This is a genomic window from Streptomyces sp. NPDC050287, assembly GCF_044459385.1.
Lineage (GTDB): Bacteria > Actinomycetota > Actinomycetes > Streptomycetales > Streptomycetaceae > Streptomyces.
In genome coordinates this window covers 416,177-443,165 of record NZ_JBITIY010000005.1, presented here as the reverse complement: position 1 = coordinate 443,165, position 26,989 = coordinate 416,177, and the positions used below count along the sequence as shown (strand labels likewise).

26 protein-coding genes and 2 pseudogenes are annotated in these 26,989 nt (G+C 71.9%); 16 read left to right on the top strand and 12 right to left on the bottom strand.

Features of this window, described 5'->3' with window-relative positions:
- The gene (locus ACIBK3_RS20630) at nucleotides 1-933 is read right to left on the bottom strand and encodes an expansin EXLX1 family cellulose-binding protein (protein WP_399367293.1); all 933 of its coding nucleotides are present in this window, start codon (nucleotides 931-933) and stop codon (nucleotides 1-3) included.
- A 595-nt stretch (nucleotides 934-1,528) separates the two neighbouring features.
- Between ACIBK3_RS20630 and ACIBK3_RS20625 the strand changes: the two genes are divergently transcribed.
- Complete coding sequence (locus ACIBK3_RS20625; RefSeq protein ID WP_399367291.1) at nucleotides 1,529-2,695, top strand: MFS transporter; 1,167 nt, start codon at nucleotides 1,529-1,531, stop codon at nucleotides 2,693-2,695.
- Between the two features lie 50 nt (nucleotides 2,696-2,745).
- Here the strand turns inward: ACIBK3_RS20625 and ACIBK3_RS20620 are convergent.
- A pseudogene (locus ACIBK3_RS20620) lies at nucleotides 2,746-3,081 on the bottom strand (hypothetical protein).
- Nucleotides 3,082-3,363: 282 nt separating this feature from the next.
- Here ACIBK3_RS20620 and ACIBK3_RS20615 point away from each other — a divergent pair.
- The 9 genes from ACIBK3_RS20615 to ACIBK3_RS20575 all read left to right on the top strand — a co-directional run bounded on the left by ACIBK3_RS20615 (nucleotide 3,364) and on the right by ACIBK3_RS20575 (nucleotide 12,186).
- Nucleotides 3,364-4,677 carry an MSMEG_0569 family flavin-dependent oxidoreductase gene (locus tag ACIBK3_RS20615; RefSeq protein ID WP_399367289.1) on the top strand — a complete coding sequence of 438 codons (1,314 nt, stop codon included), beginning with the start codon at nucleotides 3,364-3,366 and terminating at the stop codon, nucleotides 4,675-4,677.
- 14 nt (nucleotides 4,678-4,691) lie between these two features.
- The gene (locus tag ACIBK3_RS20610; protein WP_399367287.1) at nucleotides 4,692-5,507 is read left to right on the top strand and encodes an amidohydrolase family protein; all 816 of its coding nucleotides are present in this window, start codon (nucleotides 4,692-4,694) and stop codon (nucleotides 5,505-5,507) included.
- 37 nt (nucleotides 5,508-5,544) lie between these two features.
- Complete coding sequence (locus ACIBK3_RS20605; protein WP_399367285.1) at nucleotides 5,545-6,069, top strand: MSMEG_0572/Sll0783 family nitrogen starvation response protein; 525 nt, start codon at nucleotides 5,545-5,547, stop codon at nucleotides 6,067-6,069.
- Nucleotides 6,070-6,079: 10 nt separating this feature from the next.
- Nucleotides 6,080-7,177 (top strand): MSMEG_0568 family radical SAM protein, encoded by a 1,098-nt coding sequence (locus tag ACIBK3_RS20600; protein ID WP_399367283.1) that lies wholly within the window; start codon nucleotides 6,080-6,082, stop codon nucleotides 7,175-7,177.
- Complete coding sequence (locus ACIBK3_RS20595) at nucleotides 7,147-8,616, top strand: MSMEG_0567/sll0787 family protein (RefSeq protein WP_399367281.1); 1,470 nt, start codon at nucleotides 7,147-7,149, stop codon at nucleotides 8,614-8,616. Before ACIBK3_RS20600 ends, ACIBK3_RS20595 begins: the two co-directional genes overlap by 31 nt.
- On the top strand, nucleotides 8,613-9,461 hold the full coding sequence (locus ACIBK3_RS20590) for a carbon-nitrogen hydrolase family protein (protein WP_399367279.1): 849 nt from the start codon (nucleotides 8,613-8,615) through the stop codon (nucleotides 9,459-9,461). Before ACIBK3_RS20595 ends, ACIBK3_RS20590 begins: the two co-directional genes overlap by 4 nt.
- A complete protein-coding gene (locus tag ACIBK3_RS20585; protein ID WP_399367277.1) occupies nucleotides 9,458-10,294 on the top strand; it encodes a carbon-nitrogen hydrolase family protein in 837 nt (278 codons plus the stop codon). Before ACIBK3_RS20590 ends, ACIBK3_RS20585 begins: the two co-directional genes overlap by 4 nt.
- Nucleotides 10,291-11,370 carry an MSMEG_0565 family glycosyltransferase gene (locus tag ACIBK3_RS20580; protein WP_399367275.1) on the top strand — a complete coding sequence of 360 codons (1,080 nt, stop codon included), beginning with the start codon at nucleotides 10,291-10,293 and terminating at the stop codon, nucleotides 11,368-11,370. The genes ACIBK3_RS20585 and ACIBK3_RS20580 overlap by 4 nt, the downstream gene beginning before the upstream one ends.
- A 75-nt stretch (nucleotides 11,371-11,445) precedes the next feature.
- The gene (locus ACIBK3_RS20575) at nucleotides 11,446-12,186 is read left to right on the top strand and encodes a maleylpyruvate isomerase family mycothiol-dependent enzyme (RefSeq protein WP_399367273.1); all 741 of its coding nucleotides are present in this window, start codon (nucleotides 11,446-11,448) and stop codon (nucleotides 12,184-12,186) included.
- Nucleotides 12,187-12,193: 7 nt separating this feature from the next.
- Here ACIBK3_RS20575 and ACIBK3_RS20570 read toward each other — a convergent pair whose 3' ends face one another.
- A complete protein-coding gene (locus ACIBK3_RS20570; RefSeq protein WP_399367271.1) occupies nucleotides 12,194-12,589 on the bottom strand; it encodes a MarR family winged helix-turn-helix transcriptional regulator in 396 nt (131 codons plus the stop codon).
- A gap of 85 nt (nucleotides 12,590-12,674) precedes the next feature.
- Here ACIBK3_RS20570 and ACIBK3_RS20565 point away from each other — a divergent pair, with 85 nt between their 5' ends.
- Together ACIBK3_RS20565 and ACIBK3_RS20560 are read left to right on the top strand one after the other, a co-directional pair.
- Nucleotides 12,675-14,162, top strand: coding sequence for an MFS transporter (locus tag ACIBK3_RS20565; RefSeq protein WP_399367269.1), 1,488 nt, complete (start codon nucleotides 12,675-12,677; stop codon nucleotides 14,160-14,162).
- Between the two features lie 115 nt (nucleotides 14,163-14,277).
- Nucleotides 14,278-14,562 carry a DUF6332 family protein gene (locus ACIBK3_RS20560; RefSeq protein ID WP_399367267.1) on the top strand — a complete coding sequence of 95 codons (285 nt, stop codon included), beginning with the start codon at nucleotides 14,278-14,280 and terminating at the stop codon, nucleotides 14,560-14,562.
- Here the strand turns inward: ACIBK3_RS20560 and ACIBK3_RS20555 are convergent.
- From ACIBK3_RS20555 to ACIBK3_RS20545, 3 genes are all read right to left on the bottom strand, one after another.
- Nucleotides 14,523-15,188 (bottom strand): response regulator, encoded by a 666-nt coding sequence (locus tag ACIBK3_RS20555; protein ID WP_399367265.1) that lies wholly within the window; start codon nucleotides 15,186-15,188, stop codon nucleotides 14,523-14,525. The two genes, ACIBK3_RS20560 and ACIBK3_RS20555, sit on opposite strands and share 40 nt — an antisense overlap.
- Entirely contained in the window at nucleotides 15,185-16,429 is a 1,245-nt protein-coding gene (locus ACIBK3_RS20550; RefSeq protein WP_399367263.1) for a histidine kinase, read from the bottom strand. Before ACIBK3_RS20550 ends, ACIBK3_RS20555 begins: the two co-directional genes overlap by 4 nt.
- 107 nt (nucleotides 16,430-16,536) lie before the next feature.
- Entirely contained in the window at nucleotides 16,537-17,244 is a 708-nt protein-coding gene (locus tag ACIBK3_RS20545; RefSeq protein WP_399367261.1) for a TetR/AcrR family transcriptional regulator, read from the bottom strand.
- Nucleotides 17,245-17,391: 147 nt separating this feature from the next.
- On the opposite strand from ACIBK3_RS20545, the gene ACIBK3_RS20540 reads away from it, so the two are divergent.
- A complete protein-coding gene (locus ACIBK3_RS20540; protein ID WP_399367259.1) occupies nucleotides 17,392-17,841 on the top strand; it encodes a nitroreductase family deazaflavin-dependent oxidoreductase in 450 nt (149 codons plus the stop codon).
- Here ACIBK3_RS20540 and ACIBK3_RS20535 read toward each other — a convergent pair.
- Nucleotides 17,831-19,087, bottom strand: a complete 1,257-nt coding sequence (locus ACIBK3_RS20535; protein WP_399367257.1) for a geranylgeranyl reductase family protein — start codon at nucleotides 19,085-19,087, stop codon at nucleotides 17,831-17,833. The genes ACIBK3_RS20540 and ACIBK3_RS20535 overlap by 11 nt on opposite strands.
- Before the next feature lie 133 nt (nucleotides 19,088-19,220).
- Here ACIBK3_RS20535 and ACIBK3_RS20530 point away from each other — a divergent pair, with 133 nt between their 5' ends.
- From ACIBK3_RS20530 to ACIBK3_RS20520, 3 genes are all read left to right on the top strand, one after another.
- Nucleotides 19,221-20,576 (top strand): dipeptidase, encoded by a 1,356-nt coding sequence (locus ACIBK3_RS20530; protein ID WP_399367256.1) that lies wholly within the window; start codon nucleotides 19,221-19,223, stop codon nucleotides 20,574-20,576.
- A 61-nt stretch (nucleotides 20,577-20,637) separates the two neighbouring features.
- Nucleotides 20,638-21,342 (top strand): MBL fold metallo-hydrolase, encoded by a 705-nt coding sequence (locus tag ACIBK3_RS20525; RefSeq protein WP_399367254.1) that lies wholly within the window; start codon nucleotides 20,638-20,640, stop codon nucleotides 21,340-21,342.
- A gap of 10 nt (nucleotides 21,343-21,352) precedes the next feature.
- Nucleotides 21,353-22,390 carry a protein kinase family protein gene (locus tag ACIBK3_RS20520; protein ID WP_399367252.1) on the top strand — a complete coding sequence of 346 codons (1,038 nt, stop codon included), beginning with the start codon at nucleotides 21,353-21,355 and terminating at the stop codon, nucleotides 22,388-22,390.
- On the opposite strand, the pseudogene ACIBK3_RS20515 reads toward ACIBK3_RS20520, so the two are convergent.
- The 5 genes and pseudogenes from ACIBK3_RS20515 to ACIBK3_RS20495 form a co-directional block, all read right to left on the bottom strand.
- Nucleotides 22,353-23,032: pseudogene (locus tag ACIBK3_RS20515) on the bottom strand (ABC transporter ATP-binding protein); the annotation flags it as partial. The gene ACIBK3_RS20520 and the pseudogene ACIBK3_RS20515 sit on opposite strands and share 38 nt — an antisense overlap.
- 270 nt (nucleotides 23,033-23,302) lie before the next feature.
- Entirely contained in the window at nucleotides 23,303-24,343 is a 1,041-nt protein-coding gene (locus ACIBK3_RS20510) for an NUDIX domain-containing protein (RefSeq protein ID WP_399367250.1), read from the bottom strand.
- A gap of 143 nt (nucleotides 24,344-24,486) precedes the next feature.
- Complete coding sequence (locus ACIBK3_RS20505; protein ID WP_399367248.1) at nucleotides 24,487-24,681, bottom strand: hypothetical protein; 195 nt, start codon at nucleotides 24,679-24,681, stop codon at nucleotides 24,487-24,489.
- An 84-nt stretch (nucleotides 24,682-24,765) separates the two neighbouring features.
- A complete protein-coding gene (locus tag ACIBK3_RS20500) occupies nucleotides 24,766-25,722 on the bottom strand; it encodes a TIGR01777 family oxidoreductase (RefSeq protein ID WP_399367246.1) in 957 nt (318 codons plus the stop codon).
- Between the two features lie 268 nt (nucleotides 25,723-25,990).
- The gene (locus ACIBK3_RS20495) at nucleotides 25,991-26,944 is read right to left on the bottom strand and encodes an ROK family protein (RefSeq protein ID WP_399367244.1); all 954 of its coding nucleotides are present in this window, start codon (nucleotides 26,942-26,944) and stop codon (nucleotides 25,991-25,993) included.
- Between the last annotated feature and the right edge of the window lie 45 nt (nucleotides 26,945-26,989).

Below are 26,989 nucleotides of genomic sequence, written 5' to 3'. Positions count from 1 at the left end.
TCAGTGCTGTGCGAACTGGACGTGGGTCGGCTGCACGACGTCGGGTCGTACGGCGATCCCGTCGACCGTGAGACGTTCTCCGAAAATGTCGGTGATCCTGATCGCGCCGCCGCATCCACTGCCGTCCTCGGAGATGAAGTAGTTGTAGTCGGTACGCGCCAACTGACGCCAGCCGCTGCCGCTACGGACCTCCAGCCGGGCCACCGGATTGCGGTGACCTATGACCTGGATGCCGCACCAGTACCGGCTGGACCCGGTCTTGTAGCGGATCGAGAGCGGGCCGACGGAACTGGGGCTCGCCAGCGTCCAGGTGATCGGGATCTGCCCGCGCGACGGGACGGCCAGCTTGGCGAAGGCCTCCGCGCTGAGGTCGATCTGCCCGGGTGCGCACGCCCCCGGGCACTCGTTGGTGATGCGGACCGTGATGGAGGCCCCGTTGTCCGCGCGGACGAGCACATACGCCCCGCACGCCTTGGCCGACTCGTAGTCGGTGCTGTTCATCGCCCCCGTCATGACGTCACCGCTCGGGTCGAACAGGCAGGCACCCCCGCCGTCCGCGTCGTAGAAGGTGGCGGTCCCCCGATAGGTGACGCCCGGCCGTATGCGTCCCGCCAACGGCGCGGCGCCGGACACCTTTTGCGATCCGGTCGTGGCTACCGGCTTCTCGGACGAGGCTGTGGCCCTGGGGGACGCCTTCGTCGGGGTGGGTGTGGCCGACGGCTTCGCCGGGGCGCGGGTCGCTCGGGGGGACGGCGTCGGGGATCCCGTAGCTCGCGCGGTTGCCACAGCGGACGGGGACTTCGCCGGGGTACCGGCGACCGGGGTCGCCTCGGCGTGTCTGCCGTCGTCCTTGTGATCGGGCAGGAGAACCAGGGTCAAGGAGACGACGACGAGTACCGCGGCCGCCGCCAGGAACAGCCACCGTCTGTGCACCGGACCTCCTCGAGGACCACCGCTCGTTGCCACGAGCGGCAGGAAGCAGCGATCGTGCCAGACCCCGGGGGACGGCTACAAGGCCGAGATCGCCGGGCGGTCACAAGCACCGGTCGCACACGGGGCCGGTCCGGATCCCCGCTCGCCCCGTACACCTGCGCCTCGGGCGCGCTCTCACGCAGGGTGCTCCTGGCCGTGCGCCGCCCCTTTCAGCTGTTGCGGCGCGGGACGAGGCGGCATCGGCCGTTGTCCTCGATCACGGCGATGTCCGCCTCGTAGCCGTTGGCCTCGGCGTAGCCCGGTGCTGCGGCGTGGCCGTAGGCACGGGCGACCTCGGTCAGCCACGGCAGGCCGCTGCGGGACCGGCCCAGGCAGCCCGGACCGGCACCACATCCAGCTACGCGGCCGCGGCACCGTATCCGTCGTGGCCGCTCGACACGGCCTGCCGTCGACAGCGTGAGAGGCGGCGTGAGAACTGGTCCTGCCGCTCCAGCGCAGAACCCCTGGCTCACACACCCGCGCCCTTGCCCCCCTCCCTCACCCCGCCTAGCCTGACTTTGTGCCGCTAATAAACAAAGCCCGAACGCACAACGTCGTGCCGGGCAACGCACTCACCCGGCTCCGTGTCATCCTCACTGTCTTCTTCGCCCTCGACGGCTTCGTCTTCGCCGGCTGGGTCGTCCGCATCCCCGCCATCAAGCAGCAGACCGGCGCCTCCGCCAGCACCCTCGGGCTCGCCCTCCTCGGCGTCTCCGCCGGCGCGGTCGTGACGATGATCATCACCGGCCGGCTCTGCCGCCGCTACGGCAACCACCGGGTCACCGTCGTCTGCGCCACCCTCCTCTCCCTCAGCGTCGCCCTGCCACCCCTCACGCACTCGGCACTCGCACTGGGCGCCGTCCTCCTGGTCTTCGGCAGCGCGTACGGCGGGCTGAACGTGGCGTTCAACAGCGCGGCCGTCGACCTGGTGAGAGCGCTGCGACGGCCCATCATGCCCAGCTTCCACGCCGCTTTCAGTCTGGGCGGCATGATCGGTGCCGGGCTCGGCGGACTGGTCGCCGGTCAGCTGTCCCCGACCCGCCATCTGCTCGGCCTCACTCTCATCGGCCTGCTCGTCACCGCCCTGGCGGGCCGCCCCCTGCTGCGCATCAAACCCCCGGCACCACCGGAGAGCACACCGCGGGAGGACTCCGCGCCCCGCCGCCCGGACACCCGCACCCGGGGACTCGTCATCACGTTCGGGCTGATCGCCCTGTGCACGGCCTACGGCGAGGGAGCCCTGGCCGACTGGAGCGCCCTGCACATCGAGCAGGACCTGGGCGCCTCAGCGGGCGCCGCGGCGGTCGGCTACTCCTGCTTCGCGCTCGCCATGACCATCGGCCGGCTCACCGGCACGCGGCTGCTCGAACGCCTGGGTCAGACCCGCACCTTGGTGTCCGGCGGCACGATCGCCGCGGCCGGCATGTTCCTCGGCGCCCTCGCCCCCTCCCTGTGGGCAGCGCTCCTCGGCTTCGTGATCACCGGGCTCGGGCTCGCCAACCTCTTCCCCGTCGCCGTGGAACGCGCCGGAGCGCTGGCCGGCCCCGACGGAGTCGCCATCGCCTCCACCTTCGGCTACGGCGGCATGCTCCTGGGACCTCCCGCCATCGGGTTCATGGCGGACTGGTTCTCCCTTCCGGTGGCCCTGACCAGCGTCGCCGCCCTGGCCGCCATGGCAGCCGTCATCGGATTCGTCACGCGACGTGCGGCAGAACGAGGCTGATCCACGCCACCCACGCGCGGTGCGGCGGCACCCCATGACGGGCCACCGCATCACTCCGGATGAGCCACCGCATCCTTCTGCAGCTGCACCGCCGCCGGCAGGCTCAGCTTCGGCTCCGCCCGGCGCAGCGCCTTCACCGCCGCGACCGATCCGATGTCCCCGATGGAGCCGACGTCGGCCAGCCGTGAGCGGACCCAGCGGGCACTCAGCTGCGTTTCGGTGGCGGCGGCGGTGGACTCGACGAGTGCGGCGGCGCGTTCCAGACCCGGCCGCTCCCCGGGCTACGCCCCGGCCGGCGCCTGACGCAGGGCCGCCGCGACGAGGTCGGCGTCCCGGATGACCAGAACGGCGTTGTGTTTTCTGTTCAGTCCCGTGAGTCCTGTCATGTGGATCACGGTGACGGTCATCTTCCGTTGCCGCCAAGCGACTTGAGCAGTCTCAGAACCCGGCCGGGGTCTCCCGCTCCCCGATTTGCCTCAGAGGCAACTCTGCGTGTCCATTGCCGCACCCACCGTGAGGAGTCCGTAACGTCCCTTTATTCCGGATGACTTGGTTCGGTAATCGCCGCTGGTTGAAGTGTTCGTCACAAGCAGCGGCGAGGTGTTCACACCTCGGGGCTTCGCCTGGAGGACTTTCATGTCTGAACTGTATGTCCATGGGAGCGCACCGTGAGCCCGCCGCGGCTCGCCGGCGCCCACTACCCGGTGGCCGTCGTCGGCGGTGGTCAGGCCGGGCTGTCGGTCAGCTACTGCCTGCGTGAACGCGGTGTCGAACACGTCGTGGTCGAGCGGAACCGGGTCGGTCATGAGTGGCGCGAGCGTCGCTGGGACTCGTTCTGCCTGGTGACCCCCAACTGGCAGTGCAGGCTGCCCGGTTTCCCCTACCAGGGGAACGACCCCGACGGCTTCATGGTCCGCGAGGAGATCGTCCGGTACCTGGAGGAGTACGTCGCCTTCTTCCGGCCCCCGCTGGTGGAGGGCGTGTCCGTCACCGGACTGCGGCGATCAGCGAGCGGCGTCTTCGAACTGGCCACCTCCGACGGCGATTTCACCGCCGACCACGTGGTCGTGGCCACCGGCCCGTACCACACCCCGTCCGTCCCCCGGATGGCCGAGCGGCTGCCGGCCGGTGTCGAGCAGATCCACTCCTCCCGCTACCGCAACCCTGAGCAGCTGCCCGACGGTGCGGTGCTGGTCGTCGGCACAGGTCAGTCCGGCTGTCAGATAGCCGAGGATCTGCACCTGGCCGGCCGGCAGGTCCATCTGGCCGTCGGCAGCGCGCCGCGCGTGGCCCGTTTCTACCGCGGCCGGGACTGCGTGGCCTGGCTGGACACCATGGGCTACTACGCGAAGGACATCGGTGACTTCGACGACGCGGGTGTCGTCCGGATGCGGGTCAACCACTATGTCACCGGGCGGGACGGGGGTCGTGACATCGACCTGCGGGCCTTCGCCCGGGACGGGATGCGGCTGTACGGGCGGCTGACCGGCATCGACGGCGGTGTCCTGGAGTTCGCCGACGACCTCAAGGTCAACCTCGACCGGGCGGACGCCGTCGCCGAGGGCATCAAGGACAGCATCGACGCGTACATCGCCGCACATCACATCGACGCCCCGGACGAGGCCCGGTACGTACCCGTGTGGGAGCCCGCCGAGCAGCCGGCCTCACTGGATGTGGAGGCCGGCGGCATCACCTCCGTCGTCTGGTCGACCGGTTTCACCCGCGACCACCGGTGGGTGGAGATACCGGCCTTCGACGGCCGCGGCTACCCGATGCACTGGCGAGGCGCCACCAGCACACCCGGCCTGTACTTCCTGGGTCTGCCCTGGCAGCACTCATGGGGCACCGGACGCTTCGAATCGGTGGGCCGGGACGCCGAGTTCCTCGCCGGCCACATCGACGCCTCCCGCCGTACCGCCGACGTCTGCGGCACCCTCACCGGTGCGCCCGGCGAACTCGCCTGCGCGCTCCCGATCGGCTGAAGGGTCCAGGACCCATGGTCTTCGACGCACACCGCCACATCGGCGTCCTGCCCGCGTACCCCTTCTACGGCGGCCCGCCCGTCCACCCCGACACGACCGCCCGCGCCACGGTCAAGGACCTGCTCGCCGACCTGGACGCGGAGGGCACCGAACGGGCCCTGGTCATTCCGAACTACGGCGTCCCGGACCCCGACATCGCCTTCTCCTTCAACGAGTTGGCGATCGAGGCCGCCCAGAGCGACGACCGGATCCGGGCGGGCCTGTGGGTCTCCCCGCGCCCCGAGGACGAGCTCCGCACCGCGCGGGCCCTCGCCCTGGCCGGCGAGGACGGCGTACGAGCCCTGAAGCTGAGCTTCCTGCTGGGCGGGCGCCCCACCGATCCGGCCTGCCGCCCGATGCTCGACCGCATATTCCACGAGGCCGAGCGCCACCACCTCGTGGTCCACGTCCACACCTCACCGGGCGCCGCCTCCGACATCGACGAGGTCGGCCACCTCGTCGACTGGTACGCCGACCGGGTCCCCGTCCACCTCGTGCACTTCGGCGGCGGGATGAGCGGGCACATCAAGCTGGCCGGCTCCCGGTTCTTCGACTGGATCGAGTCCGGCAAGCGCGTCTACACCGACCTCTCCTGGGCCATCGGCTTCACGCCGCGCTGGCTGGCCCAGGAGATCGAGCGCCGCGGCATCGGCCACGACCGGGTGCTCTTCGCCAGCGACCAGCCGTGGGGCGACTTCGCGGGCGAGTACGCCCGCCTCGCCGAAGCGACCGGCGGCGGCGAACTCGGCGACCTGGTCTTCCGGGACACGTTCGCCGCGCTCTACGACTGACCCACCGCCACCTTCCGTCCTCTGCAAGGAGACCGTCATGTCCGAAACCGTCGTCGAACTCTCCGAGATCGAGCAGAAGTCCCTCAACGAGATTCCCCACCCGTCCCTGCCCGAGGGCACCAGCATCTACGGCGACACCAAGGTCTTCCCCGACTACAAGGCCGAGGACGGCGAGACCTACTTCACCCTCGTCCACGGCATCGCCCACGAGTCGTCGGTGTCCTTCGTCGCCGTCCTGCAGGCCACCCGCGCCCTGCGCAAGGGCTTCGAGACCGCCATCTACTTCTACGGCCCGGGTTCGCTGAACTGCCTTGCCACGCGCGGCTTTCCGACCGTCGGCAACTCCGCCTTCCCCGGCGAGCACAACATCAACAACCAGCTCAAGACGTTCATAGCCGAGGGCGGCAAGGTCTTCTGCTGCCGCTTCGGCCTGTCCCTGCACGGCGCCCGTGAGGAGGACCTCATCGAGGGCGTCATCCCCACCCACCCCCTCGACGTCCAGGACGCGCTGATCCACTACGCGCGCAAGGGCGCCATCATCAACTCGACCTACCAGCTGTAAGGGGCATGCCGTGAGCGTTGGCACCAGCACAGCGGTGGACGTGCGGATCATGACCCGTGCCGAACTCGCCCTGCACGGCGTGGCGTTGGCCGCGCCCGTGCGGCGGCCGGACGGCGCGGGGCCGAGCGACGACGGGCATTTCGTTATCGGGCACGGTCCGGTCGACGGTGCCAACGCCGCGCTGCCCACCAACCCCGACAGCCCCTACTCCGTACGCGACGGCAAGGTCTGGCTCGGCGAGGACGACACCGGCCTCACCCTGACCGCCGTACGCCGTCCGGCGTTCTACGACCTGACGACCTCCGACGGCATCCCCTACGAACAGATCGCCCGCCTGCACGGCGCCGACGTCCTCGCCACCACCGTCGTGCAGACCTGCATCCGCTACGCCGAGTCCGACCGCTGCCGCTTCTGCACCATCGAGGAGTCCCTGCGCTCGGGTGCGACGGTGGCGGCCAAGACACCCGCCCAGCTCGCCGAAGTCGCTGAAGCGGCCGTCCGGCTGGACGGCGTCCGGCAGATGGTGATGACCACCGGCACGACGACCGGCCCGGACCGGGGTGCCCGCACTCTCGTACGCTCCGTCCGTGCGGTCCTTGCGGCGGTGCCCGAACTGCCCGTCCAGGTGCAGTGCGAACCGCCCGGCGACCTGGCGTGGATCCGCGCGCTGCACGACGCCGGAGCCACCGCCATCGGCATCCATGCCGAATCCCTCGACGACGCGGTACGGCGGCGCTGGATGCCCGGCAAGTCCACCGTCCCGATGGCGGAGTACGAGGCCGCGTGGGACGAGGCCGTCCGGGTGTTCGGGCCCAACCGGGTCTCCACGTATCTGCTCGTCGGCCTCGGCGAGGATCCCGACGAACTCATCGCGGGAGCCGGGCGGTTGATCGACCGGGGTGTGTACCCGTTCGTCGTCCCGTTCCGTCCGATGGGTGGCACGCTCGCCGCCCGGGACGGGGTCCGCGCGCCCGACGCCGAGGTGTTGCGGTACGTCACGGAGGGCGTCGCGGCGAAGCTGCGTGCCGCCGGGATGAGCGGTGCCGACCAGCGGGCCGGCTGCGCGGCCTGCGGGGCGTGCAGCGTGCTGAAGACGGCGGGCGGGTGATATCGGTGTACCTCGACGGATCCACGGCGCCGCCCGTGACGGACGCGCCGGTCGACATCCTGGCGCTGCTCGGCGACCGCAGCACTCTCGCACGCCGGCCCGCCTTCCACATCGAACAGGCCTCAGGGCCGGCCGAGTCGACCGCCTACCACCGGCTGCGCCGGGACGCCTTCGTCCACGAGCAGGGCCTGTTCACGGGCCACGACCTCGACGAGCGCGACGCCGACGCCCGTACCCTGGTGCTGATCGCCAAGGACCGGGCGGGCGCCGTGATCGGCGGAGTGCGGCTCGGGCCGGCCGGTGACGGCCCCGACCTCGGCTGGTGGGCCGGCGGCCGGCTCGTCGTCGCTCCGGGGGCCCGCGGCCCGCACGGGGTCGGCGCCGCTCTCGTCCGGGCCGCCTGCGCGCGGGCGGAGTCCGAGGGTGTACTGCGCTTCGACGCGACGGTCCAGACGCGCAACGAGGTCCTCTTCAAGCGGCTCGGCTGGCGCAGGGTGCGCGAGACGACCGTCGCGGGCGCTCCGCACGTGCTGATGCGGTGGCCGATCGGCCGGATCGCGGCGCAGGCGGCGGCCACCAAGGCGCCGCTCGGGCCCCTGCTCGGCTCGTTGGCCCCGGGGCCGCGCGGCTTCGTCGGCGACGACGGCGCCCCCGTCCCCGGTACGGACGTGATCGCCGCCTGCGACGCGATCGTGCCGTCCATGGTGGAGCGGGATCCGGAGTGGGCAGGCTGGTGCTCGGTCCTCGTGAACGTCAACGACCTTGCGGCGATGGGTGCTTCACCGCTCGGGCTGCTCGACGCGGTGGGCGCCAAGGACGCGGCGCACGCCGCGCGGATCCTCGCCGGACTGGGGCGGGCGGCCAGGGCGTACGGCGTGCCGGTCCTCGGCGGCCACACCCAACTCGGGGTACCCGCGGCCCTGTCCGTGACCGCGCTCGGCCGCACGGACCGTCCGGTCCCGGGTGGCGGCGGGCGGCCCGGACACGCCGTACGGCTGACCGCGGACCTCGGCGGGAGCTGGCGCGCGGGCTACCGGGGCCGTCAGTGGGACTCTTCCAGCCATCGTCGTACGGACGAACTGCGCACCATGACCGGCGCGGTGGCCGCCGCCCGGCCCGCCGCCGCGAAGGACGTGTCGATGGCCGGGATCGCCGGGACCCTCGGCATGCTCGCCGAGGCGAGCGGCTGCGCGGCCGTGCTCGACGTGGCCGCGGTGCCCCGGCCGCGCGCGGTGACCATGGGCGACTGGATGACCTGCTTCCCCGGCTTCGCCATGCTCACCGCCGACGCGCCGGACGCCCCGCCGCTTCCCGCCGGGCCCGCGACGAGCGCCGTGTGCGGGGAGCTGACCGTGGGACGGGGCGTCGGGCTGCGCTGGCCCGACGGAGAGATCACAGATGCGGTCACGTCCACCGTGACCGGGATGGGGACCGCATGAGCACGCTGCGTATGGCGGCCGTCGCCGCCGAGTTCGGCCGCGACCTCGAGGAGGACTTCGCGACCGTCGAGCGCCTGATCAAGGAGGCCAGAGCGGCCGACGTACGGCTCCTGGCCCTGCCCGAAGCGTGCCTCGGCGGCTATCTGCTCAGCCTCGACGACTCCGCCGCGGACGAAGGCCCGCCCGCGCTCGCCCTCGACGGACCCGAGATCCGCCGACTGGCCGACCTGGCTGGGGAGTTGACCGTGGCGGCGGGCTACTGCGAGGCGGGCACGGACGGTCGCCGCTACAACAGCGTCGTCTGCGTCAACGGCGACGGGGTACTCGGCAACCACCGCAAGGTCCACCAGCCGCTCAGCGAGGACGCCAGCTACTCCTCCGGCGACCGCTTCCACGCCTTCGACACCCCGGTCGGCCGGATCGGCATGATGATCTGCTACGACAAGGCGTTCCCGGAGTCCGCGCGGGCGCTCGCGCTGGACGGGGCGGAGATCGGCGTGGTCGTCTCGGCCTGGCCCGGCTCCCGGACCAACGCCGCCGCCGACCTCGTCGACGACCGCTGGAAGCGTCGCTTCGACCTCTTCGACCGGGCCCGCGCCCTGGAGAACCAGATCGTGTGGCTCTCCGCCAACCAGACGGGTACCTTCGGGTCGCTACGCTTCGTCGGCAGCGCCAAGGTCGTCGACCCCGGCGGCGAGATCCTCGCCGACACGGGTGTCGAAGCCGGCCTGGCGATCGCCGAACTCGACGTCGCACAGGCCCTTCGGACCGCCCGTCGCTCGATGGGGCACCTGCGGGACCGACGCCCGGAAACCTATACGTACGCAGGAGCGGTCAGCGCATGAGCACCATCCGGATCGCGGCCGCCGCCGCCCACTTCGGCCGCGACCTGGAGTTCGACCTCGCCCGTATCGCAAAGATCATCGACGACGCCCGGGCCTCGGGCGCCGGGCTGCTCGTCCTGCCGGACGCCGCGCTCGGCGGTTACCTCGCCGATCTGCGCCACCCGGACCCCGAGGCGCTGCCCCCCGCCCTCAAGCCGGACGACCCGCTGATCCTCCACGTCGCCCGTCTCGCAGCCGAGTTGGTCGTGTGCGTCGGCTACTGCGAGGACGGCGGCGACGAACGGTACAACTCCGCGGTGTGCGTCAGCGGCGACGGCGTCCTGGGCCGCCACCGCAAGGTGCACCTGCCGGCCGGCGAGGTCGCCGCGTACGCGCCCGGCGACCGCTTCGAGGCGTTCGACACCCCGGTGGGCCGGGTCGGCATGCTCATCGACTACGACAAGACGTTCCCGGAGTCGGCCCGCTCCCTGGCCCTGGACGGCGCCGAGATCCTCGCCTGCCTGTCCGCCTGGCCCACCAGCATCACCAACCGCGCCCCGCGCATGGCCCAGGACCGGCAGGCCAAGCTCTTCGACCTGTACGACCAGGCCCGGGCCGCCGAGAACCAGCTCGTGCTGGCCTCCTCCAACCAGACCGGCGCCATGGGCGGCATGCGCTTCCTCGGCCAGTCCAAGGTCGTCGGCCCGGGCGGCGACGTCCTCGCCCGGACCTGGGCCAAAGCGGGCCTGGCCGTCGCCGAGGTCGACGTGAGCGCCGAGATCGACCGGGCCCGGCGCATCCTCCGTCACCTCGACGAGCGCCGCCCCGCCGCATACCGGGAGACGCCCTCGTGAAGATCGCCCTGCTGAGCTACTCCACCAAGCCGCGCGGCGGCGTCGTCCACACACTCGCCCTCGCCGAGGCGTTGGCCGCGGCCGGCGAGGACGTCACCGTCTGGTCGCTGGGCCGGGGCGGCGACTCAGGTTTCTTCCGCGAGGTCGCGCCGGACGTTCGGGTGCGGATCGTGCCGTTCCCCGACGGCCCGCCGCGGGAGGGCGTCGGCGAGCGCATCGTGCGCTCCATCGCCGTCCTGCGCGACGCCTTCGACCCGGGCCCGTACGACATCGTCCACGCCCAGGACTGCATCAGCGCCAACGCGGTGGACGGCCGCTGTGTCCGTACGGTCCACCACCTCGACCAGTTCACCACGCCCGAGCTGGCCGCCTGCCACGAGCGGGCCGTCGTCGAGCCGTACGCGCACGTTTGTGTCTCGCGGTCGGTCGCGGACGAACTCGCCGCCGGATGGGGCATCGACGCCGAGGTGATCCCCAACGGCGTGGCGTACGAACGCTTCGCGACCACCGCTGCGGCCGCCCGAGCCCGCTGGACGGACCGGCTGGGCCGCTATGTGCTGAGCGTCGGCGGCATCGAGCCCCGCAAGGGCTCCCTCGACCTCCTTGAGGCGTACGCGATCATGCGAGCCGGGCATTCCGGCGTGCGGCTGGTGATCGCGGGCGGTGAGACCCTCTTCGACTACCGCGACTACCGGGCCCGCTGGGAAACCCGGGCGCGTGAACTCGGCGTCGAACCGGTCGTCCTCGGACCGGTCCCCGACGACGACCTCCCGGCGCTCGTCGCCGCCGCCGACGCCTTCGCCTTCCCCTCTCTCAAGGAGGGCTTCGGCCTGGCCGCCATGGAGGCGCTCGCCGCCGGGGTCCCGCTGGTGGTCCGCGACCTCCCCGTCCTGCGCGAGGTGTTCGGTCCGGCCGCCCGCTTCGGCGCCACCGCGAAGGAGCTGGCCGCCCAACTCGGTCAAGCCCTCACGCGGCAGGACGGGGCCCGGCAGACCGCCGGCCGCGCACTGGCCGCCCGCCACACCTGGGACACCGCCGCGCAGCGCCACTTGGCCTTCTACCGGTCCCTGAGCTGAGCACCGTCGCGGCGGCGCGGCCACCGCATCGAAATACCGCCCGTGGAGCGCGCTCCATCCGGCACACTCACCCCCATGGAGACTGCCGAGTTCGTAGCGATTCTCGACCAGGAGGGCCGGCTGCTGGCCGCGGCTGCCGAGGAGGCCGGCACCGGCGGCAAGGTGCCGACCTGCCCTCAGTGGCAGGTAGCGGATCTGGTGCGGCACACGGGGATGGTGCATCGCTGGGCGGCGGCGTTCGTCGCCGAGGGGCACACCTCGTACCACCCGGACGGGGGGCTGCCCGACCTCGACGGCGTCGAACTGCTGGCCTGGTTCCGGGAAGGACATGGGCAATTGGTCGAGACCCTGCGTTCCGCCCCGTCCGACGTCCAGTGCTGGCACTTCCTGCCCGCGCCCTCTCCGCTCGCGTTCTGGGCCCGGCGTCAGGCGCACGAGACGACGGTGCACCGGTTCGACGCCGAGTCGGCCAGGGGCGGCACCCCGAGCCAGATCGCCGGTGACTTCGCCGTGGACGGCATCGACGAACTGCTGCTCGGCTTCCACGCCCGCGAGAAGAGCAGGGTGCGCACGGAGAAGCCCCGGGTGCTGCGGGTGCGGGCGACGGACACGGACGGCGCGGTGTGGACCGTACGACTGTCCGAGGAGCCGCCGGCGGCCGAGCGCGGCGATGCGGGGGGCGCCGACTGCGAAGTGGCCGGGCCCGCCGCGCAGTTGTATCTGTCGCTGTGGAACCGGCTGCCGTTCCCGGCGGTGACGGGGGACGCCTCGGTCGCCGAACTGTGGCGGGAGAAGTCCGCCGTGAGCTGGAACTGAGCCCGGCTCAGTCCGAGTTCAGCGTCCTCGTCAGGACCGCGCGCTGCACCGGCAGCACCTCGCCGTGCAGCGTGCGCCCCTTCTCCGTGAGCGTCACCCGTACGCCCCGCCGATCCTCGGTGCACATCCCGCGCTCGACGAGTCCGTCCTTCTCCAGCCGGGCGATCAGGCGCGACAGCGCGCTCTGGCTGAGGTGGACACGCTCGGAGATCTCCTGGACTCGGTACGAGCAGGTGCCGTCCGCGGAGCGCCCCTCGGACAGGACGTCCAGCACCTCGAAGTCACTGGCGCACAAGCCGTGTTGATGCAGTGCGCGATCGAGTTCGCACTGGGTGCGCGCATGGAGCGCGAGGATCTCCCGCCACTGTTCCGCGAGCGCCTGCTCGGCCTTCTTCGCCGCCATGAGCGCACCGTAGCAGAGAAGCGATATTGTTGCATCTGAATTAAATGCATTTGCATTCGATGCACGCGCATGTACTGTCTTCGCCATGACCTCTCCGCTCACCGTCTCCGCGGCTCCGTCCCCAGCCGTTCGCTGGACGCCCCGCCTGTGGGGCACCCTGCTGGTGCTGTGCGCCGCGATGTTCCTGGACGCGCTGGACGTGTCGATGGTCGGCGTCGCCCTGCCGTCCATCGGCGCCGACCTCGGCCTGTCGACCTCGACCCTGCAATGGATCGTCAGCGGCTACATCCTGGGCTACGGCGGCCTGTTGCTCCTCGGCGGCCGGACCGCCGACCTGCTGGGCCGGCGTCAGGTCTTCCTGATCGCCCTGGGAGTCTTCGCGGTCGCCTCACTGCTCGGCGGGCTCGTCGACTCGGGCCCGCTGCTGATCGCCAGCCGCTTCATCAAGGGCCTGAGCGCGGCCTTCACCGCCCCCGCCGGCCTGTCGATCATCACCACGACCTTCCCGGAGGGCCCGCTGCGCAACCGCGCCCTCTCCATCTACACCACCTGCGCCGCCACCGGCTTCTCCATGGGCCTGGTGCTGTCCGGCCTGCTCACCGAGGCCAGTTGGCGGCTGACCATGCTGCTGCCCGCGCCCATCGCCCTGATCGCGCTCGTCGCCGGACTCAAGCTGCTGCCGCGCAGCGCCCGCGAGAAGGACCACAACGGCTACGACATCCCGGGCGCCGTGCTCGGCACCGCCTCGATGCTGCTGCTGGTCTTCACCGTCGTGCAGGCCCCCGAGGTCGGCTGGGCCTCGGCGCGCACCCTGCTGTCCTTCCTCGCCGTCGCCGTGATGCTCACGGTGTTCGTGCTGGTCGAACGGCGTTCTCCCGGCCCGCTGATCCGGCTCGGCGTGCTGCGCTCCGGCACACAGATCCGCGCCCAGCTCGGCGCGATGGCCTTCTTCGGGTCCTACGTCGGCTTCCAGTTCCTGGTCACCCTCTACATGCAGTCCCTGCTCGGCTGGTCGGCGCTGCACACGGCCCTGGCCTTCCTGCCCGCGGGCGCGCTGGTGGCGCTGTCCTCGACGAAGGTCGGCTCGATCGTCGACCGGTACGGCACCCAGCGGCTGATCGCCGCCGGCTTCGCGCTGATGGTCGTCGGGTACGCGCTGTTCCTCCGGGTCGACCTCGACCCGGTGTACGCGGCCGTCATCCTGCCGTCGATGCTGCTCATCGGCGCCGCCTGCGCCCTGGTCTTCCCGTCGCTCAACATCCAGGCCACCAACGGCGTCGAGGACCACGAGCAGGGCATGGTCTCAGGGCTGCTGAACACCTCGGTCCAGGTCGGCGGCGCGATCTTCCTGGCCGTCGTGACGGCGGTGGTGACGGCGGGCGCCCCCGAGAACGCCACCCCGCAGGCCGTCCTCGACAGCTACCGTCCCGGGCTGGTCGTGGTGACCGTGGTCGCCGCGGCCGGACTCCTGATCACCCTCACCGGACTACGGCCCACGCGCCGCGAGCAGCCGTCCGTCGTGGTCGCCAAGTCCACTGTGCAGGAGGCGGAGCGCGTGTCCGTACGCGACTAGGGGAACGCCTCCGACATCGTGCGCCCGGCGGGGCCCGCGTGCCCCCGCCGGGCGCACGGCTGTCAGCAGCCTTCCAGGGTTGTCCCGCCCGGCATACGGCTGTGAGACTTCCGGGATGGAGACGTACGGGGGACGGCGCGGTCAGGCCGAGCGGGACGCGATGACCGTGGAGATCGGGTACGCGGTGTGCAGTGCCGTGTTCGCGGCGGCGGTCGTCTTCGCAGCCGTCGCCGGTCCTGCCCTGCTGTTCGAACTGCCGGACCCCGTCGAGCGGTTGCTGCTGCTGACCGGGATGATCCTCGCGCCCCTCCTCTTCCTGGCCCGTGTCGTCAGCGTCCTGGTCACCTTCCGGCGGCGGCCTCAGCCCAGCCAGCCGGGCCGCACCAGCCCGGACTCGTAGGCCAGCACAACGAGTTGGGCACGGTCCCGTACCCCCAGCTTGACCATGGTGCGGCTGACGTGGGTCTTCGCGGTGAGCGGGCTGACGACCAGGCGGCGGGCGATCTCCTCGTTGGACAGGCCGATGCCGACCAGGGCCATCACCTCCCGTTCTCGTTCGGTGAGTTCGACGAGGGTGTCGGCGGCGGCGGGTTCCTTGGAGCGGGCCGCGAACTCGGCGATCAGCCGGCGGGTCACGCCCGGCGAGAGCAGCGCGTCGCCACCGACCACCGCCCGTACGGCACGCAGGAGTTCCTCGGGCTCGGTGTCCTTGACGAGGAAGCCGGAGGCGCCCGAGCGGATCGCCTCGAAGACGTACTCGTCGAGTTCGAAGGTGGTGAGCATGACCACCTTGACCTCGGTCAGGGCGGGGTCGTCCGTGATCCGCCGGGTCGCGGCGAGGCCGTCCAGCATCGGCATGCGGATGTCCATCAGGACGACGTCGGGGCGCAGTTCGCGCACCGTGCGCAGCGCCTCCTCGCCGTCGGAGGCCTCCCCGACCACCTCGATGTCCGGCTGGGCGTCGAGCAGCGCCCGGAAGCCGGCCCGTACCAGTGACTGGTCGTCGGCGAGCAGTACGCGGATCACCGGTCGGCCTCCTTCGGCTTCGGCTTCACCTTCAGCGGCAGCACGGCCAGCACCCGGAACCCTCCGTCGGCGCGCGGTCCCGCCTCGATCGTGCCACCCAGCGCCGCCGCCCGCTCCCGCATTCCGGCCAGCCCGTTGCCGCTGCCGCCCGCGTCGGCGCCGGTAGCGGGTCCGTCGTCGTCGATACGGAGCCGTAGCGCGCCGGCGTCGTGATCGAGCCGCACGCGCGCGTGCCGTGAACCGGAGTGCCGTACGACGTTGGTGAGGGCCTCCTGGACGATGCGGAAGGCCGCGAGGTCCGTGCCGGGGGCGAGCCGGGGCGGGGCCCCTTCCACCTCGACGGTCAGGCCCGCGCCCGCCGCCTGCTCGATCAGTTCGGGCAGCCGGTCGAGTCCCGGGGCGGGGGCTCGGGGCGCCGCGCCGGGGGTGCGGAGAGTGTCGAGGACCTGGCGGACCTCGCCGAGCGCCTCCTTGCTGGCGGCCTTGATGGTGGTGAGCGCGGTGCGCGCCTGTTCGGGGTCCGTGTCGAGGAGGGCGAGGCCGACGCCGGCCTGCACGTTGATCACGGAGATGCTGTGGGCGAGGACGTCGTGCAGTTCGCGGGCGATGCGCAGCCGTTCCTCGTCCGCGCGCCGCCGCGCGGCCTGCGCGCGCTCGGCCCCCTCGCGGGCCCACTGCTCCCGTCGGGTGCGGGCGAGTTCCGAGACCGCGACGATCGCCACCATCCAGGTGGCGATCACGATCTCCTGCCCCCAGGAGGCGGCGGGGTCCCCGGACGGCGGCAGCCATCGGTACAGCCAGTGCGCCACCAGCACGTGCCCGGCCCACAGCATCCCCAGTGCCGCCCACGCGGCTCTGCGGTGCCCCGCGACGACGGCGCTGAAGCAGGCCAGGGCGACGGTCAGGAAGACCGGTCCGTACGGGTATCCGGCGCCGAGATAGACCATGGTGGCCGCCGACGTACCGAACACGACGGCCACCGGATGCCGCAGCCGCCACAGCAGCAGGCCCGAGGCCGCCACGAGGAGCACACGCGCGAAGATGTCGAGAGGCTCCCGCTGGCCCTCCTGGGCGTGCGCCGCGAAGGTGGAACCGCCGAGCACGAACACGGTGAGCAGCACGGTGGACAGCCAGGGCCGGCGGGGCCCTCGCTCCTCGTCCCGGCGGTTGCGCCACGGCGGCCCGTTCCGCCACCCATGGGGCGGGCCGTCCCGGCGTCCGCGCTGCTCGTCCTCGTCCATGACCGCCACGCTAGACGCCGACCGCGCCAGGCGGCGTCCGCCGGACGCGGTGAGCGGGCGTACTCCCCGTGAAGTACGCCGGGAAGCGCCGGTGGGCGCGATGCGCCTCACGCCTGCGCCGGGTCCGCCAGCCCCACGCCGTGCGCGAGCCGGGTCACCGCATGCCGGAAGAACGGCTCGCGGTCCTCGACGACCCGGTTGAACTGGCCGAACAGTTCGAACCCGATCAGCCCGTACAGCTCGGCCCAGGCCGCCACGAGGGCCGCGACCGTCTCGGGTGGGAGGTCGGGGGCGTGGTCGGCGGCCATGCGCGCGGCCTCGGCACGCAACTCCGCCGGCAGCGGGGGCCCGGCCGCCAGGTGGTGGCCCTCGTGCGCGACGCGGACAATGCCGATGAAGACCAGGCCGACACGGGAGGCGGCCGGGACCGTGGCGTCCGGTGCGATGTAGCCGGGCACCGGCGACCCGTAGATCAGCGCGTACTCGTGCGGATGGGCGAGTGCCCAGCCGCGGACGGCCTCGCAGACGGCGATCCAGCGGTGCGCCGGATCGGCGTCCGCGAGCGCGTCATGGGCCGTTTCCGCGCTCTCTCCCATGGAGTCGAAGGCATCGATGATGAGAGCGGTCAACAGGTCGTCGCGGCTGGGGAAGTAGCGGTACAGCGCGGAGGAGACCATGCCGAGTTCGCGGGCCACGGCGCGCAGCGAGAGTCTGGCGGCGCCTTCGGCCGCGAGCTGTCTGCGGGCCTCGTCCTTGATGGCCGCGGTGACTTCCATCCTGGCTCGCGCGCGGGCGCCGGTTGCGGGGCTGCTCATGGGGCCAGTCTTCCATGAAGCGAGAGCACTGCACACAAGAGAGAGCAACGCTCTTGCTTTGGATCGTGGATGAGAGCACACTGGACGCATCGAGCGAGAGCAGTGCTCACTGAAGTGAGCGGCGCTCTCCCTGACTCTGGGGGTTCCATGTCCACGCACGTTCAGAAGCCCGGCTGGTTCACCGTCAACGTCCTCAACCGTGCCGTGGCATGGTTGACCCGCCGGGGCATGAGTGTCTGGGGCTCCCGGGTGCTGGCGGTCCGCGGCCGCAAGAGCGGTGAGTGGCGGACCACGCCCGTGAACCCGCTGACCCTGGACGGGCAGCAGTACCTGGTCGCTCCGCGCGGACACGTCCAGTGGACGCACAACATGCGTGCGGCCGGCGGCGGGGAACTGCGCCTCGGCAAGAACGCGGAGATGTTCACCGCGGCCGAGGTGGCCGACGACGACAAGGTCCCGCTGCTGCGCGCCTACCTCAAGCGCTGGAAGGCCGAGGTCGGAGTCTTCTTCAACGGCGTCGGCCCCGACTCCTCCGACGCCGACCTGCGTCGCATCGCCCCCGACCACCCGGTCTTCCGGATCACGCTCACGGGGTGACGTCGCCGCCCGCGGGTTCCACGGGACGGCGGTCCAGCGCGGTCAGGGCGCGCTGCGCGAAGGGGTGGGAGCGGACGAGCTCGGCCAGCGAGGTCGCGCCCCGGGTGATGTCCGCGAACGCCTTCCAGGCCGGCCGGAAGCCGGTGAGCGCCGCGTGGAACAGGCCCGGACGCCGCTCGAACACCGTCAGCATGCTCTTGCCGACGGCCATCTCCACGCCGAGCCCCGCCTTGATGGCGAACGCGTAGTTCAGGGCCTGGCGCCGGGCGTCCACCGCGTCGTGCGCCTCCGCGATCCGGACGGCCCACTCCCCCGCGAGCCGGCCCGAGCGCAGCGCGAAGGAGATTCCCTCGCGGGTCCACGGCTCAAGGAGCCCCGCCGCGTCTCCACACACGAGAACCCGCCCGCGCGACAGCGGCGAGTCGTCGGCCCGGCACCGGGTCAGATGGCCGGAGGAGATGCTCGGTTCGAACCCGGCGAGACCCAGCCGCCCGATGAACTCCTCCAGGTAGCGCTTGGTGGCCGCTCCCTCACCGCGCGCCGAGATCACCCCGACCGTGAGCGTGTCGCCCTTCGGGAACACCCAGCCGTAACTGCCGGGCATCGGACCCCAGTCGATGAGCACCCGCCCCTTCCAGTCCTCGGCGACCGTCTCCGGTACCGGGATCTCCGCCTCCAGGCCGAGGTCCACCTGGTCGAGCTTCACGCCGACGTGCGCCCCTATGCGGCTGGCGCTGCCGTCCGCGCCGACCACGGCCCGCGCGAGTACCGTCTCGCCGCCCTGCAGGACCACCGCGACCGTGCGCCGGTCCGGCACGGAGGATCCGTGCTGCTCGACCCGCTGGACGGTGACGCCCGTGCGCAGCTCGGCGCCCGCCTTCTGGGCGTGCTCGACCAGTTGCTGATCGAACTCGGGCCGGTTGATCAGCCCGAACAGCATGTGCTTGGCGCGGCGGGTGCGGCTGAAACGGCCGTTGTGCGAGAACGTCACCGCGTGCACCCGGTCCCTGAACGGCAGTTCGAAGCCGGGCGGCAGACAGTCACGCGAGGGCCCGATGATGCCGCCGCCGCACGTCTTGTACCGGGGAAGTTCGGCCTTTTCCAGCAGCAGCACGCGCCGCCCGGCCACGGCCGCCGCGTAGGCCGCCGAGGCGCCCGCGGGTCCCGCGCCCACCACCACGACGTCCCACACCCGCTGCACGTCGTCCGCCGAAGTATCGTCCGCCGAAGAGTTCTCGCTGCTCACGATGGTCTACTGCTCCCGATCAAGCCGCTGCCGCACCTGTCCCCCGCATCCTACGGCGCACGTCGCCGCAGGCCACTGTGGGAGGATCTACGGCACTCACCGGTACAACGTCGCACCCACAAGGAGCGTGCCCATGTCCTCGCATCCGGTCGCCGAGACCGTCGCCTCGCTGATGCCCAGGGCGAAGGCGGAACTCACCGAGCTGGTGGCCTTCCGGTCGGTGGCGGACTTCGACCAGTTCCCGAGGAGCGAGAGCGAGGGCGCCGCCCGGTGGGTCGCGGACGCGCTCACCGCCGAGGGCTTCCAGGACGTGGCCCTGCTCGACACCCCCGACGGCACCCAGTCGGTGTACGGCCACCTGCCTGGACCCGAGGGCGCGAAAACGGTCCTGCTGTACGCCCACTACGACGTGCAGCCGCCGTTGGACGAGGCCGCCTGGACCACCCCGCCCTTCGAGCTCACCGAGCGCGACGGCCGCTGGTACGGGCGCGGCGCCGCCGACTGCAAGGGCGGCGTGATCATGCACCTGCTGGCGCTGCGGGCGCTGAAGGCCAACGGCGGCATCCCCGTCCACGTCAAGGTCATCGCCGAGGGCTCGGAGGAGCAGGGCACCGGCGGCCTGGAGCGGTACGCCGAGGAACACCCCGACCTGCTGGCGGCCGACACGATCGTGATCGGCGACGCGGGCAACTTCCGGGTCGGCCTGCCGACGGTCACCTCCACGCTGCGCGGCATGACCATGGTCCGCATACAGATCGACACGCTCGAAGGGAACCTGCACTCCGGCCAGTTCGGCGGTGCCGCTCCCGACGCGCTGGCCGCGCTGATCCGCGTACTGGACTCGCTGCGCGCGAAGGACGGCTCGACGACGGTCGACGGGCTCGTCCCCGAGTCGCGGTGGGAGGGGCTGAGTTACGACGAGGAGCAGTTCCGCCAGGACGCCAAGGTCCTCGACGGCGTCGAGCTGATCGGCTCCGGCACGGTCGCCGACCGGATCTGGGCCCGCCCCTCCGTCACGGTCCTCGGCATCGACTGCCCGCCGGTCGTCGGCGCCACCCCGTCCGTGCAGGCGAGCGCCCGCGCGCTGGTCAGCCTGCGGGTGCCGCCGGGCGTGGACGCGGTGGAGGCGACCCGGCTGCTCCAGGCCCATCTGGAGGCGCACACGCCGTGGGGTGCGCGGATGCGTATCGAGCAGGTCGGGCAGGGCCAGGCGTTCAGCGCGGACACGAGCAGCCCGGCGTACGCGGCGATGGCCGAGGCGATGGCGGTCGCCTACCCGGGCCAGGAGATGCAGTACGCCGGCCAGGGCGGCTCCATCCCGCTGTGCAACACCCTCGCCGCCCTGTACCCGCGTGCGGAGATCCTCCTCATCGGCCTGAGCGAGCCGGAGGCGCAGATCCACGCGGTGAACGAGAGCGTGTCGCCCGAGGAGCTGGAGCGCCTTTCGGTGGCGGAGGCACTGTTCCTGCGCACCTACGCGGCGAGCTGATCCCTCTGCCGGCAGCAGAGGGCCCTCGCCATCCGGCGGGGGCCCTCTCCACGGTCGTCCCATGGACGTCGTCGAGCTCCTCCCGCGCCTGCACCTGCTGCGTTTCCCCGTCGGCCAGGCCTATCTGTGGCGCGACGACCCCGAGTTGACGCTGATCGACGCCGGACCGCCGGGCTCCGCAGCGCCGATCGCCGCCCTCGCCGCGACCCTGGGGCGGTTACGGCGGGTCGTGCTCACCCACTTCCACTGGGACCACGTGGGCGGGGCGGGTGAGTTGGCCGCGGCGACCGGCGTCGAGGTGCTGGCCCACCGCCTGGACGCACCCGTCGTACGGGGTGAGGTCCCGGACCCGCCGCCGGTGGCCGAGGACTGGGAGCGCCCCCTCCACGCGGAGGCCCTGCGGCACCTGCCGCAGGGCGACTACGCGCTCCCGCCGCAGGTCAGCGAGGTGTCCGGTGGGGAGGTACTCGACTTCGGCGGCGGGGCTCGCGTCCTGCACATTCCCGAGCACACACACGGCAGTATCGCCGTCCACCTCCCGGCGCACGGCGTGCTGTTCACGGGGGACGCCGTCGCGGCGTCCCCGGTCGACGGGGCCGTGATCCTCGGGGTGCTCAACCTCGACCGGGCTCAGGCGATCGCCTCCTTCCACCGGTTGGCGGAGCTGGAGGCGGACCTGGCCTGTTTCGGCCACGGCGACCCGGTGATCGGCCAGGCCTCGGCGGCGCTCCGCAGATCGGCGGACACGTACGGCCCTGATCACTGACGATGGGCTCATGCCCCGCGACCCGCGCATCGCCCGTCACACCGACATCGCCACCGCCCTCTGTCTCCTCAGCGACCGGGAACTAGCGGACCTGGTGGCGTCGGGCACGCCGAACGGCACGGGGATCGGCGGACGTTCGACGCTGATCGAGGTCGACGGCGTCCCGGTCTTCGTGAAAGGGGTGCCGCTCACCGACACCGAGCGGCTGCCCGAGCACATCCGCTCCACCGCCAACCTCTTCGGCCTGCCGCCCTTCTTCCACTACGGCATCGGGCTCGTCGCCAGCCCGGGCCTCGGCGCCTGGCGCGAGCTCGCCGCGCACACGATGACCACGAACTGGGTGCTCGGAGACCGGTTCGCCGGCTTCCCGCTGCTGCACCACTGGCGGGTCCTGCCCGACATCCCGCACCCCCTGCCGGACGAACTCGCCGACGTGGAACGGGCCGTCGCCTACTGGGGCGGCACCCCGCAGGTGCGCGAACGCATCGAGGCCCGGCGGACGGCGTCCGCGAACCTGACACTGTTCCTGGAGTACATCCCGCACACCGTCCACGACTGGCTCGAGACCCGCCTCGAAGCCGGTGACGCGGACGCCGCCGTCCCCTTCGTCGAGCGGGAACTGGAATCCGTCGTGTCCTTCCTCCACAGGCACGAACTCCTGCACCTCGACGCCCACTTCAGGAACATCCTCACCGACGGCCACCGGCTCTACCTCACCGACTACGGCCTCTCGCTCTCCGCGCGCTACCGTCTGACGGCCGAGGAAAGCGACTTCGTCGACCGGCACCGCCACTACGACCGCGCCTACACCCGCTCGTACCTGGTCATCTGGCTCGTGACCGCCCTGTACGGGTACCGCGGACAGGAACGGGACGCCTTCATCCGCCGGTGCGCCGACGGTGAGCGTCCGGACGGGATTCCTGAGGCCGCCGCCGATGTCATCGCACGGCACGCCGGAGAGGCCGTCGTGATGGGCGAGTTCAACCGGCGGTTCCAGGGAGAGAGCAGGCTCACGCCGTACCCGCCGACGTCTCCTCACGTCCCGTGACCGCCGGGTCGAGGACGATGTCCGCCTCACGTGCCTCGATCGTCGGCTCCTCGGGAAAGTGGCAGGCCGTCAGGTGACCGTCCGGGCTGCCGACGACGCGGACCAGCGGCGGCTCCTCGGCCGCGCACCGCTCCTGCGCCTTCCAGCAGCGGGTGCGGAAGCGGCAGCCGGAGGGCGGGTCGACCGGAGAGGGAACGTCCCCGGCGAGGCGGATGCGTTCGCGCCGCCGGATGCCGTCCGGGTCGGCCTCGGGGACGGCGGACAGCAACGCGTGGGTGTACGGGTGCCGGGGGCGCGTGTAGAGGGTCTGCCGGTCGGCGATCTCGACGATCTTCCCGAGGTACATCACGGCCACCCGCTCGCAGAAGTGACGTACGACGGCGAGGTCGTGGGCGATGAACACGAACGCGATGCCGAACTCCCGCTGCAGGTCCTGGAGCAGGTGACGATCTGCGCCTGGATGGTGACGTCGAGCGCGGTGGTGGGCTCGTCGGCGATGAGCAGTTCGGGGTCGCAGACCAGCGCCATGGCGATCATGGCGCGCTGGCGCATACCGCCGGAGAACTGGTGCGGGTAGTCCTTCGCCCGCCGCTCGGGCTGCGGGATGCCGACCCGTTGGAGCATCTCCACGGCGCGATCCCGGCTCTGAGACAGAGGTAATGCGACGGTCTCTTGGCCGGTTCGCGGTGCACGCCGGCACCGTGCGGCCCGTACGCAGCAGACTCCGCACGAAGAGAAGAGGCGTCACGGCGAAGCCCCCGCCGCACCGGGGTGCGGCGGGGGCTTCACTGCCGGTCGGCCGATCCGAACACCGGCTTCCCATTCGCTGCCGGCCCAGCCGACGGAGACACTGGCTTCCAGTTCCCTGCCGGTTCAGCCGACCATGACACCGGCTTCCGGTTCCCTGCCGGTTCAGCCGACCGGGATCCCGGCTTCCAGATAGAGCGCCGCGCCGCGTTCCCGTGCCCGCAGGGCCCAGCGCAGCCGTTCGTAGCGCACGGGCGGGAGCAGGTCGGCGGCCTCCTCCTCGGTGGCGAAGCACCAGTCGCGCAGCTCCGGTCCCGGCAACAGGAGCCGCCCGGCCTCGGCGGAGTCCAGCCGGCCCCCGTCGAAGAGGAGGCGCAGGCCGCCGTACCCAGGAGGCGCGGGCGGTTCCCAGTCGACGACGAGGAGGCCGGGTACGTCGTCGAGGTGGATGCCGGTCTCCTCGGCGACCTCGCGCATACCGGCCCGGGCCGGAGCCTCACCGGGCTCGACGACCCCGCCCGGGAACTCCCAGCCGGCCTTGTAGGTGGGGTCCACGAGCAGCACCCGGTCCTGCTCGTCGAAGAGGAGGACACCCGCGGCGAGCGTCTCGGCGGTCGGCTCGGGCGTCTGCACGATGTCGCAGACCGGCACGGTGCCCCCGCTGACGGCCTCGGCGATCCGGGAGGCGGTCTCGTACGGCGTGAGGGCACCGGTGTCGATCGGGTAGGCGTCCGCGGTGAGCCAGGAGGCGAGGGCGGACCGGTACGGCTCTATGTGGTCGTACGCCCACTGCTGTACCCGCAGCTCCCCGTCGGGAAGGTCCGGCGGGACCTCACGCCTGGCTATTCGCTCGCGCAGGATCGTTTCCGCCGGAGCGAGGAGGACATGGCGGACAGCGATCCGGCGCGCGGCCAGGCCGCCGAAGATCTCGTCCCGGTAGTCCTGGCGCAGCAGGGTCATCGGGACCACCAGGGTCCCGCCCAGCTCGGCGAGCATCGCGGCCGCCGTGTCGATCACGAGCCGGCGCCAGATCCGAAGGTCCTGGAAGTCGCCCACCTCGGCGAGGCGTTTGGGCGGAAGCAGGTGCGTGAGCCCCGCGCCGATGACCTCGGGGTCGAAGAGTGTGCTGTTCGGGATCAGTTCGATCAGCTCCCGTGCGGTGGTGGTCTTCCCCGCACCGAACGCGCCGTTGATCCAGACGATCACGTTGCCCCCTCTTCTGCTGGCCCCCTGTGGCTTGCCCGCTCCACCCTGCCATGGAAACCAGCCGCAGTTGAGGGCGCACAGTCGGACGCCGGCGCCCCCCTTCGGTCGGGGGTGCCGGCGCCAGGTGCCGCGATCGGGCCTCGTCAGCCGTTCTGCCCGAGGGCGCTTTCGTCGACGGTGAGGCTGTCGCCGGCGGAGGCCGTGTGGTCGAGGGTGCTGAGCGTTTTGTCGAGGTCGAGGTTGCCCAGTTCCTCACCCAGGGCGTGCGACGGGGTGACGGCCGCGACGACGAAGCCGGTTGCGAGGGAGGCGATGGCGAGCATGCTGCGCTTCTTCATGCCGGGTTCAACTGACGAACGGCGCCGGGGTCACGCCCGGCGTCCGGGTGAGCGGGACAGCGCGAGAAGCGGCGGACGACCGGCTCATCCCCCGTCGGCACGGTCGCCGCGCCGCCGTCGGACCAGGTCGGCGGCGGCCTTCGGCCACTCGCCGCACTCGAAGGCGAAGCCCGCGTCGAGCAGACGACCGGGGACGACACGGCGGCTCTTCAGGAGGAGTTCGGTGTCGGAACGCAGCACGAAAGCGCCGAGTTCCGCCATCCAGCGGGTCGCCGGAAGGCCCGTCGGGACACCCCAGGCGGAGCGCAGGGCGCGCATGAAGGCGCGCTGCGGCAGGGGCGCGGGGGCGGCGAGGTTCACGGGGCCCGTGAGGTCGTCCCGCTCGACGAGGAACTCCACCGCGCGCACGAAGTCCCGGTCGTGGATCCAGGACACGTACTGCGCGCCGCCCGCGACCGGGCCGCCGAGGCCGAGCCGCGTCAGCCACGACAGGACGTCGAACACACCGCCCCGGTCGGGGCTCATCACCATGGCCGAGCGCAGGGCGACCTTGCGGGTACGCGGGGTCACGGCGCGCTCCTGGGCGCGCTCCCAGCGGGTGGCGATCTCGACGCTGTAGGCCCAGTAGTCCGGGACACCGGGCTCGGTGCCGCCGATCAGGCCCGTCTTCTCGTCGTTCGGTGCGTCGAACCGGTGGGCGTAGACGGTGGCCGTACTCATCTGCAGCCAGACCCGGGGCGGCCGGACGGCGGCCGCGATCGCCTCGCCCACGACCTCGGTGGAACGCACTCGCGAGTCCATCATGGCCTTCAGATTGGCCTCGGTGTACCGGCAGCTGACGCTGCGCCCCGCCAGGTTGACGACGACGTCGCTGCCGTCGATCTCCGCGGCCCAGGGGCCCGGGTTCTCGCCGTCCCAGGCGACCTCGCCCGCGCGTCGCGGTCGCCTGGTCAGGACGACGACTTCGTGTCCCGCCGCGGTCAGCGCACGGTTCAGGATCGTTCCCACCTGCCCGGATCCCCCGGGTATCACGATCTTCATGGGCTCCCCCTCTGTGTAGGGCAAGCCTAGCGCAGATATTTGAACATGTTCAAAAGGCAACGGAGGTGATGGGAGGTGGGTGCGGCACCCGGAAGGACCTGGCCGCTTCCCGCGAGACCAATCGGAGGGGCGGCACGGGGAAGGCCCCGGTCAGTCCCACCGGGATCGACCGAGGCCTTGGAGGAAGCCGGGGACATCAGTGACGTCGGAGAAGCCGGAGTAGCCGGAGAAGCCGGAGAAGACGAGGAAAACGTTCCTGCCGGGTCCGTCAGACCCCCGCCGCGGCCGGGTCCGCCCGGCGGGCGAGGGCCGCCGCTGCCGCCCCGACCAGGCCCGCGTCCGTCCCCATCTGCGCGGGCTCCACGGTCAGCCGCCGCACGAAGGACAGGGTCGCGTAGTCACCCAGGGCCTTGCGCAGAGGCGTGAACAGCACGTCGCCGGCCTTGCCGACCCCGCCGCCGATGACGGCGATGTCGATCTCGACCAGGGTCGCGGTGGCCGCGATGCCGGCGGCCAGCGCCTGGGCGGCCCGCTGGAAGGAAGCGATGGCGACCGGGTCGCCGGACCGTGCGGCATCGGCCACGGCGGCGGCGGAGGTGTCACCGTCAGGGCCGGCCTGCCAGCCGTTCTCCATCGCCCGGCGGGCGATGTTGGGGCCGCTGGCGATGCGCTCCACGCAGCCACGCGCACCGCACGGGCACGGGTCACCGTCCAGGTCCACGCTGATGTGGCCGATGTGGCCCGCGTTGCCGGTCGGCCCGGGGTGCAGCCGCCCGCCCAGGACCAGGCCGCCGCCGACGCCGGTCGACACCACCATGCACAGCGCGTTGTCATGGCCGCGGGCGGCGCCCTGCCAGTGCTCCGCGGCCGTGATCGCCACACCGTCGCCGATCAGCTCGACGGGCAACCCGCCGACCGCCTCCCGCACCCGGGTGACCAGCGGAAAGTCGCGCCAACCGGGCACGTTCACCGGGCTCACCGTGCCCGTGGAGGCGTCCACCGGGCCCGCGCTGCCGATGCCGAGGGCCGTGGCGTGGGCCCACAACGGGGAGGCGGTCAGCTCGGCGAGCACCTGCTCGACGGCGCGCATGATGGTCTCGCCGTCCTCCCGGGCGGGCGTGGGGCGCTGCGCGCGGGCCTGGATCCGGCCGTGGCCGTCCACCAGCGCCCCGGCGATCTTGGTGCCGCCGATGTCGAGCGCGGCCACGAGGTCGGTGTGCATCAGAGTCGGATCTCCCCGTCAGGCATCGGAACAACCATGAAGAGC

What these genes read in the sequence shown, in the direction of transcription:
- ACIBK3_RS20610 (WP_399367287.1), top strand. Translation starts at nt 4,692, where the DNA reads ATGGTCTTCGACGCACACCGCCACATCGGCGTCCTGCCCGCGTACCCC.
- ACIBK3_RS20605 (WP_399367285.1), top strand. Translation starts at nt 5,545, where the DNA reads ATGTCCGAAACCGTCGTCGAACTCTCCGAGATCGAGCAGAAGTCCCTC.
- ACIBK3_RS20590 (WP_399367279.1), top strand. Translation starts at nt 8,613, where the DNA reads ATGAGCACGCTGCGTATGGCGGCCGTCGCCGCCGAGTTCGGCCGCGAC.
- ACIBK3_RS20585 (WP_399367277.1), top strand. Translation starts at nt 9,458, where the DNA reads ATGAGCACCATCCGGATCGCGGCCGCCGCCGCCCACTTCGGCCGCGAC.
- ACIBK3_RS20575 (WP_399367273.1), top strand. Translation starts at nt 11,446, where the DNA reads ATGGAGACTGCCGAGTTCGTAGCGATTCTCGACCAGGAGGGCCGGCTG.
- ACIBK3_RS20570 (WP_399367271.1), bottom strand. Translation starts at nt 12,589, where the DNA reads ATGGCGGCGAAGAAGGCCGAGCAGGCGCTCGCGGAACAGTGGCGGGAG.
- ACIBK3_RS20565 (WP_399367269.1), top strand. Translation starts at nt 12,675, where the DNA reads ATGACCTCTCCGCTCACCGTCTCCGCGGCTCCGTCCCCAGCCGTTCGC.
- ACIBK3_RS20560 (WP_399367267.1), top strand. Translation starts at nt 14,278, where the DNA reads ATGGAGACGTACGGGGGACGGCGCGGTCAGGCCGAGCGGGACGCGATG.
- ACIBK3_RS20550 (WP_399367263.1), bottom strand. Translation starts at nt 16,429, where the DNA reads ATGGACGAGGACGAGCAGCGCGGACGCCGGGACGGCCCGCCCCATGGG.
- ACIBK3_RS20545 (WP_399367261.1), bottom strand. Translation starts at nt 17,244, where the DNA reads ATGAGCAGCCCCGCAACCGGCGCCCGCGCGCGAGCCAGGATGGAAGTC.
- ACIBK3_RS20540 (WP_399367259.1), top strand. Translation starts at nt 17,392, where the DNA reads ATGTCCACGCACGTTCAGAAGCCCGGCTGGTTCACCGTCAACGTCCTC.
- ACIBK3_RS20530 (WP_399367256.1), top strand. Translation starts at nt 19,221, where the DNA reads ATGTCCTCGCATCCGGTCGCCGAGACCGTCGCCTCGCTGATGCCCAGG.
- ACIBK3_RS20525 (WP_399367254.1), top strand. Translation starts at nt 20,638, where the DNA reads ATGGACGTCGTCGAGCTCCTCCCGCGCCTGCACCTGCTGCGTTTCCCC.
- ACIBK3_RS20520 (WP_399367252.1), top strand. Translation starts at nt 21,353, where the DNA reads ATGCCCCGCGACCCGCGCATCGCCCGTCACACCGACATCGCCACCGCC.
- ACIBK3_RS20505 (WP_399367248.1), bottom strand. Translation starts at nt 24,681, where the DNA reads ATGAAGAAGCGCAGCATGCTCGCCATCGCCTCCCTCGCAACCGGCTTC.
- ACIBK3_RS20500 (WP_399367246.1), bottom strand. Translation starts at nt 25,722, where the DNA reads ATGAAGATCGTGATACCCGGGGGATCCGGGCAGGTGGGAACGATCCTG.
- ACIBK3_RS20495 (WP_399367244.1), bottom strand. Translation starts at nt 26,944, where the DNA reads ATGCACACCGACCTCGTGGCCGCGCTCGACATCGGCGGCACCAAGATC.